Source organism: Acetivibrio sp. (genome assembly GCF_035371925.1).
Classification (GTDB): domain Bacteria; phylum Bacillota; class Clostridia; order Acetivibrionales; family Acetivibrionaceae; genus Hungateiclostridium.
This window is the reverse complement of the sequence record NZ_DAORXT010000131.1, coordinates 1-5,887: the sequence shown is the minus strand read 5'-3', so window position 1 is coordinate 5,887 and position 5,887 is coordinate 1. Positions and strand designations below refer to the sequence as shown.

Genomic DNA, 5,887 nt, shown 5'->3' with positions numbered 1-5,887 from the left:
CCGGGAAACGAGTCTTGAAAATGCCCGTTTTATCATCCTTACTATATGATAAATAATAATGAACACTTCTATTGCAAAAAGAATACACAATAATACGGTTATATCCCTGTATTCTTTGACTTGATTTAGCAATGACTCAAACCAGCCCACCGAAGAATAAACGTCAACTGCCGGATGAAGACTTACTTCAATAACTGTCCCATCCTCAAGAATATACTTTGCAATACCCAAAACATCACTTTTGAGTACGGGAGGATCAAAGTTTTCGGCAACTTTAAATTCAATATCTTTTATATAGTTTTCTCCAACAGGATAGGTATAATAATAGTCACCTATGCTAACCAAATCCACACTTTTATCACCCACAGCAACTCTCTTTAAGGGCTGTCCCATCGATACCAAAATGCCTGTCCTAAAATTTGAAAATCCGTAATCCAAAAGCTTTACCGAATCATCATACAGGCTTTCTTCCGGCGAATCGAGCACTATGCAAACAAGCCTTTGTCCGTTTCTTGTAGCCGTGGTAATTGCAGTTTGACGTTCCTTCTCGTTATACCCAGTCTTTCCCCCGTCAACACCATCATAGCTCCAGAACAACTCGTTACTGTTTATCAAAATCTGCCTTCCGTCCACCCAAGGTCTGGCCTTGGATGAAAAAATCTCATTGAAGGTGTTGGATTTTGTTACGGCATATCTTATCAAAACAGCCAGGTCATACGCTGTTGTATATTGATTCTCATCATACAAACCTGTTGGATTTGTAAAATAAGTATCCTTCATTTCAAGCTCTTTGGCCTTCTTATTCATAAGCTCAACAAACCCCTGCTCATCTCCGCCAATATACTCTGCCAAAACATTGGCACTGTCATTGGCCGAGCCCAACAAAACCGAATATATCAAATCTTCAACCGGATACTTGCCCCCAACCTCAAGATTCAACACAGCACCTTCAACAGAAACCGCCTTTTTGCTGACGGTAATACTTGTGTTCAGCTGGTTTTGCATTTTCTCCAAAGCAATAAGGCCGGTCATAATTTTATTTGCAGACGAAATATGAAGCTTCTCTTCCGGATTTTTTTTATAGAGTATTTGCCCTCTCTGCAATTCCATCAAAATAGCAGAAGGAGCCATGATTTCAGGAGCTTCTTGAGCTCCGAAAGCAAAACCTTCAAAGGATAATAAAATTAATACAACTACCATCAAGCATTGAATTTGTGCCAAGATTTTTTTATACATATCCAACCTCATCCAGTTCTTTGTTTTAATACATAATTGGTGTTTATATAATCGACGAAATATTTATTTCAATTTACAGGTATATTGCTTTAACATTATTATAGTACTTTAATTCCATTAATACAACTCTTATATCTTCTGCTCTTATATCTGGTTTGATTTTACATTTCCACTTTTCTGCATTACTTTTTTTTAATCTGGAAAACTAAAATCAGGAGGTGAAATTATGTCTAAAAACAAAAACAAGCAAAAAAAGGCCAATGAAAAAAATATCAAGGACGCATCCGGGAAATATGAATTTGCAAACGACCAGTTGGGAGAAAACATTGCGCCTAAATATGAAGAGTTAAAGCAGGATAAAAAAACAGGCAAGAAGTCAGGCAAGAAATAATATCAAAAATTTAAAGCAAGCAGTGTAAAAGATGAACCGTTATGAAAACCCGTCTATGTACCCACATTTTATCAGCACCTTTTGACACTGCTTGTTTTCTTTCCTGCTTTTTCACATTTCCCTTTAAAATTTTATTGATATATGCTAGTATAGACTGTAAAAGAAAAATAAGAGGTGGTTAACAATAATGTCAAAAGTGGCATTAATCCGATGTGAAAGCTATGATTACAACACAGTTAAATCAGCCATAAAAAGAGGGCTTGACCTTATTGGAGGTCCACATAAATTTGCAGCACCCGATGAAAAAATACTCTTAAAGCCCAATCTTGTTTCGGCAGATCCTCCCGAAAAATGCGCCACAACGCATCCTTCCGTATTTAAAGCCGTGGCTGAAATATTTATGGAAGCAGGAATAACCAACCTTACATACGGTGACTCCCCTGGCATACACAAACCTATAACTGCCGCCAGAAAATCCGGCTTAGAGCAAGCAGCAAAGGAACTTGGGATTAAACTTGCAGATTTTTCGGAAGGCAAGGAAGTTTTCTTTGAAAATGCAGTTCAAAACAAAAAGTTTATAATAGCCAACGGTGTTTTAGACTGCGACGGCATAATCAGCCTGCCCAAATTGAAAACCCATGGATTTGCGAGAATGACAGGATGTGTGAAAAATCAGTTTGGATGCATACCCGGGCCTTTAAAAGGAGAATTTCATGTTCGAATTCCCAGCATTACAGACTTTGCCAAAATGCTCGTGGATATTAATGTATATCTGAAGCCGCGCCTTTTTGTCATGGATGGAATCATGGCAATGGAAGGCAACGGCCCCAGGGGTGGAACTCCCAAAAAAATGAATGCAATACTTCTGTCCTCGGATCCTATTGCTTTGGACGCTACCGTATGCAAGATGATAAACCTAAACCCGGAGTTTGTCCCCACTATAGTATCCGGAAAGGAAGCAGGCCTTGGCACCTATGATGAAAATGAAATTGAAATCGTAGGAGATGATCTTCAAAGCTTCATAGCTTACGACTTTGATGTAAGAAGAGAGCCTGTAAAGCCCTTTAAGCCCGGCGGAGCCATTCAGTTTTTGAGAAACTCCATTGTTCCAAAGCCCTTCATCATAGAGTCCAAATGCATAAAGTGCGGAGTATGTGTAAACGTATGTCCGGTAAAGCCTAAAGCTTTGGGCTGGCATAACAATAACAAAAATGAGGCTCCAAAATATACTTACAGAAGATGCATAAGATGTTATTGCTGTCAGGAGCTTTGCCCGGAAAGCGCAATTCACATCAGGCTTCCGTTTATTCGCAAGTTTTTTTACAATCCCAACAAGAAATAAAGCTTTGATTACGGGCTGTTTTTCAAATCCTTCAAAAACTTTGCCTGCATGCCCTTTATGCTTTGAAGATAAAGCCTTATGAGATTTTGATTCTGGGCATCAATATTTGTTATCTTGAGCCCGTATTCAAAGTACCTTGCAAAAGCTTCCTTTCTTACAATATCAGACTTCAGAGAAATAACGGTTTTGTCAACGTCCTGGTCTATTTTCACTTCCTGAAAAGTAGGATATATTATGACCTCAATGTTTTTTCTCAATGGCAAGTCGGCATTTGTGTTAATCATCAAGCCGTCAAAGCTCATGTTTTTGATTGTGGCAATATTGATTTTGTCAGAGTCTTCACATCTTATCTTTGCATAAAAAGATACAGGAAACCTTTCATATTCCCTCTGCTCCTTCAGAGGCATTACGGACTCAATCTTTAGTTTTATGTAGCTGCAATCAGGATCTATTCCGGTTACAACACAACTTAAGATGAATACTTCATCGTTTTCCTCATACCCCAACACAACAGGGTCATTTTCAAGAAAATTCAGCACGGCAAACTCCCGTATGAGTTTTACGACGAGCATATTTTTTTCAACTTGAAGCACTATACTTTTAAACCATGTTTTTCCGGAATAGTGGCGGATGGATGCAATTTCTCCAACTTTCATATATCATTGCCCTCCTGTGATATAAAGCAAGACCATTGTTTTTAGCACATGCGACCTTTAACCTGTGTGACAGTGATAGAATAATATTTCCTGATTTATATTTTCTACAAGCATATATAAAAATCCTTCTTTGAAGAATTTATGAACAACTAAAAGTATCACCTTTTCATTAGAGTTTTGTTGTGATATAATTGTCATCAAGAATTCCCTTTTGTAATTTTGTACTGTTTTACAATATAAAATGTTTGTTTTCTAAAATTTAACACCTTTCCCATTGTTATATTATACCACTGATAATGTTGCTGATTTTAAAGCAATCTATAAAAGAAATAGCACTGGCAAATATGTTTAAAATAGAGACTGAAGGTGATGAGGTTGGATAAAATGGTTTTTAAGGCCTATGCAGTAACAAACGAAATAGACCTGAACAGAATTGCCGCAAAATGCAACATCCCTAAAAAATATACCTGGGAGGAGCCTCTTATCCTAAATGAAAACGTTTTGTCCGAAATTTTCGGTAAAGACATTCCCGAAGGTGAGAAGATTCTTGTATTCTCCTTCGGAAGCATTGTTTTCATTAACTCTCCTTCCGAAGATGAAAAGCTTTTTATCGAATATTTAAAAAAAGAAAAGATTGATATTGATGTTGAAAACTACAAACAGTATTCCGACGATTATGAGCTTCAAGTCAGGGAAAATGCCGAAATTGAGCTCACCGACAGTTATCTGACCGTGCCGAAGTTTGAAGTCTTTTATCCGGAGCTTGTTTCCACTGTTATTGCCAAATCAGTGGCATTGGAAAAAACCGAAGAACACTTAAGCACCATCCTGGACACACTCGAGACCATGATTGACAAGCTGGAGAAAGGAAAACTCAATGTCGGCAACAAAGAAATTGCAAAAACCACATCAAAAATTGTGCGTCATGAGTATAACACAATAGCTTACATAATGATACTTGACAAGCCGGACATCACCTGGACCAACAGCGATGCAAAAAATCTTTATGACATGATGTCGGAATTTTTCGAACTGAATGACAGATATATTACACTAAAGGAAAAAACCGATATTCTCAACAATGTACTTAGCGGTTTTTCTTCGATAAGCCATTCAATAAGAGGGCTTTTCGTTGAGTGGGTTATAGTTATACTGATACTTGTGGAAGTAGTCCTTATGGTAGCAGACTTATTAAAGTAATTTCGGCGGGGAATTGGTAGATATGAAAACGGTTCACTTTACAAGCTACAAGGTTGCAACCTCTCTTCCTTTAGACAAGATTGCCGCTTTACTCAAAGCCAATATGAAATTCACCTGGGATGAATATATATTGGTAGCCGGCAATCAGCTTGATGCAATTTTAAAATACCACACTGAGGATAAGGCCGTTTATCTTTTTAAATACGGCTGCATTTCCTTTGTAAATTTTACTGATAAAGAGATTTACAGCTTTCTTAAGTATTTGGAATCGATAACTTCAAAAATAAATTACAACCTTATGCCCAAATATCACGAAAGCCATAATATTTCAATCGATGAAGATGGAAGCTGCAGCCTTTGGGAAAACAGTGACATAAGGGTTGATTACGACAAAAACATAGACCACATCCTGTCCATTATTTTAGCCCGCTCAACTCAAATGGACCTTTTTGAAACGCAATTGAACACCTTGCTGGATGAAGCGGAAAAATTTATAATTTTACTACAAAAAAGGCGTCTGCTGACATTTACCAAAAAATCCTGCACCATAATGGCTAAAATCCTGAGGTTTGAATTTGAAAGCATGAGCTGTATCAGAATATTCGAGCATCCCTCGCTTGACAAGCACAGTATAAAATCAAATGAAATATATGATATCCTTGCAGATTATTATGAATTTGGCGATCGATTCAACATAATGCAAAGTAAAATAAAAGACCTTAGAAAAATAGTAAGCCTTTATTCATCATTAAGCTACAGCGAAACAGAAAAACGCCTGCTTATATTTGAAATATTTCTGCTGTCCCTTTTTTCACTGGCCCATATCATATAAGATTATGAATAATATAGAAAGATGGAGAAAGCAATTTCACACTTTCTCCATCTTGTACCTAGACATTGTTGGTTATTATAAGATTTATTAACAAAATACAAAAATAACCACCATCAGAAAAGAGAATACAATTTCAATATTTGTGCTTTATATGCACAGGGGGTAAAAACTTATGCTTTAATTATAATAAGAGAAAAACACTATACAATCAATGAAATATTTATTCCTCC

At 36.9% G+C, this 5,887-nt stretch carries 6 protein-coding genes; 4 read left to right on the top strand and 2 right to left on the bottom strand.

Going from position 1 to position 5,887, the window contains the following annotated elements; all coding sequences use genetic code 11:
• On the bottom strand, window positions 1-1,236 hold a 1,236-nt coding region (locus tag PLH43_RS12795; RefSeq protein ID WP_324363736.1), incomplete at its 3' end, for a D-alanyl-D-alanine carboxypeptidase family protein.
• Window positions 1,237-1,462: 226 nt separating this feature from the next.
• On the opposite strand from PLH43_RS12795, the gene PLH43_RS12790 reads away from it, so the two are divergent.
• Entirely contained in the window at window positions 1,463-1,627 is a 165-nt protein-coding gene (locus tag PLH43_RS12790) for a hypothetical protein (protein ID WP_324363734.1), read from the top strand.
• A 187-nt stretch (window positions 1,628-1,814) separates the two neighbouring features.
• Window positions 1,815-2,969 carry a DUF362 domain-containing protein gene (locus PLH43_RS12785; RefSeq protein ID WP_324363732.1) on the top strand — a complete coding sequence of 385 codons (1,155 nt, stop codon included), beginning with the start codon at window positions 1,815-1,817 and terminating at the stop codon, window positions 2,967-2,969.
• An 8-nt stretch (window positions 2,970-2,977) separates the two neighbouring features.
• Here the strand turns inward: PLH43_RS12785 and PLH43_RS12780 are convergent, their stop codons facing one another.
• Window positions 2,978-3,625: a PilZ domain-containing protein gene (locus tag PLH43_RS12780; RefSeq protein ID WP_324363730.1), complete on the bottom strand. Its 648-nt coding sequence runs from the start codon at window positions 3,623-3,625 to the stop codon at window positions 2,978-2,980.
• Window positions 3,626-4,000: 375 nt separating this feature from the next.
• Here PLH43_RS12780 and PLH43_RS12775 point away from each other — a divergent pair, with 375 nt between their 5' ends.
• Both PLH43_RS12775 and PLH43_RS12770 read left to right on the top strand, forming a co-directional pair.
• Window positions 4,001-4,825 carry an RMD1 family protein gene (locus PLH43_RS12775; RefSeq protein ID WP_324363727.1) on the top strand — a complete coding sequence of 275 codons (825 nt, stop codon included), beginning with the start codon at window positions 4,001-4,003 and terminating at the stop codon, window positions 4,823-4,825.
• A gap of 22 nt (window positions 4,826-4,847) precedes the next feature.
• Window positions 4,848-5,657, top strand: coding sequence for an RMD1 family protein (locus tag PLH43_RS12770; RefSeq protein WP_324363725.1), 810 nt, complete (start codon window positions 4,848-4,850; stop codon window positions 5,655-5,657).
• The last annotated feature ends 230 nt before the right edge of the window (window positions 5,658-5,887 follow it).

Coding starts and splice junctions, on each gene's coding strand:
- PLH43_RS12785 (WP_324363732.1), top strand. CDS start 1,815: ATGTCAAAAGTGGCATTAATCCGATGTGAAAGCTATGATTACAACACA.
- PLH43_RS12770 (WP_324363725.1), top strand. CDS start 4,848: ATGAAAACGGTTCACTTTACAAGCTACAAGGTTGCAACCTCTCTTCCT.
- PLH43_RS12790 (WP_324363734.1), top strand. CDS start 1,463: ATGTCTAAAAACAAAAACAAGCAAAAAAAGGCCAATGAAAAAAATATC.
- PLH43_RS12780 (WP_324363730.1), bottom strand. CDS start 3,625: ATGAAAGTTGGAGAAATTGCATCCATCCGCCACTATTCCGGAAAAACA.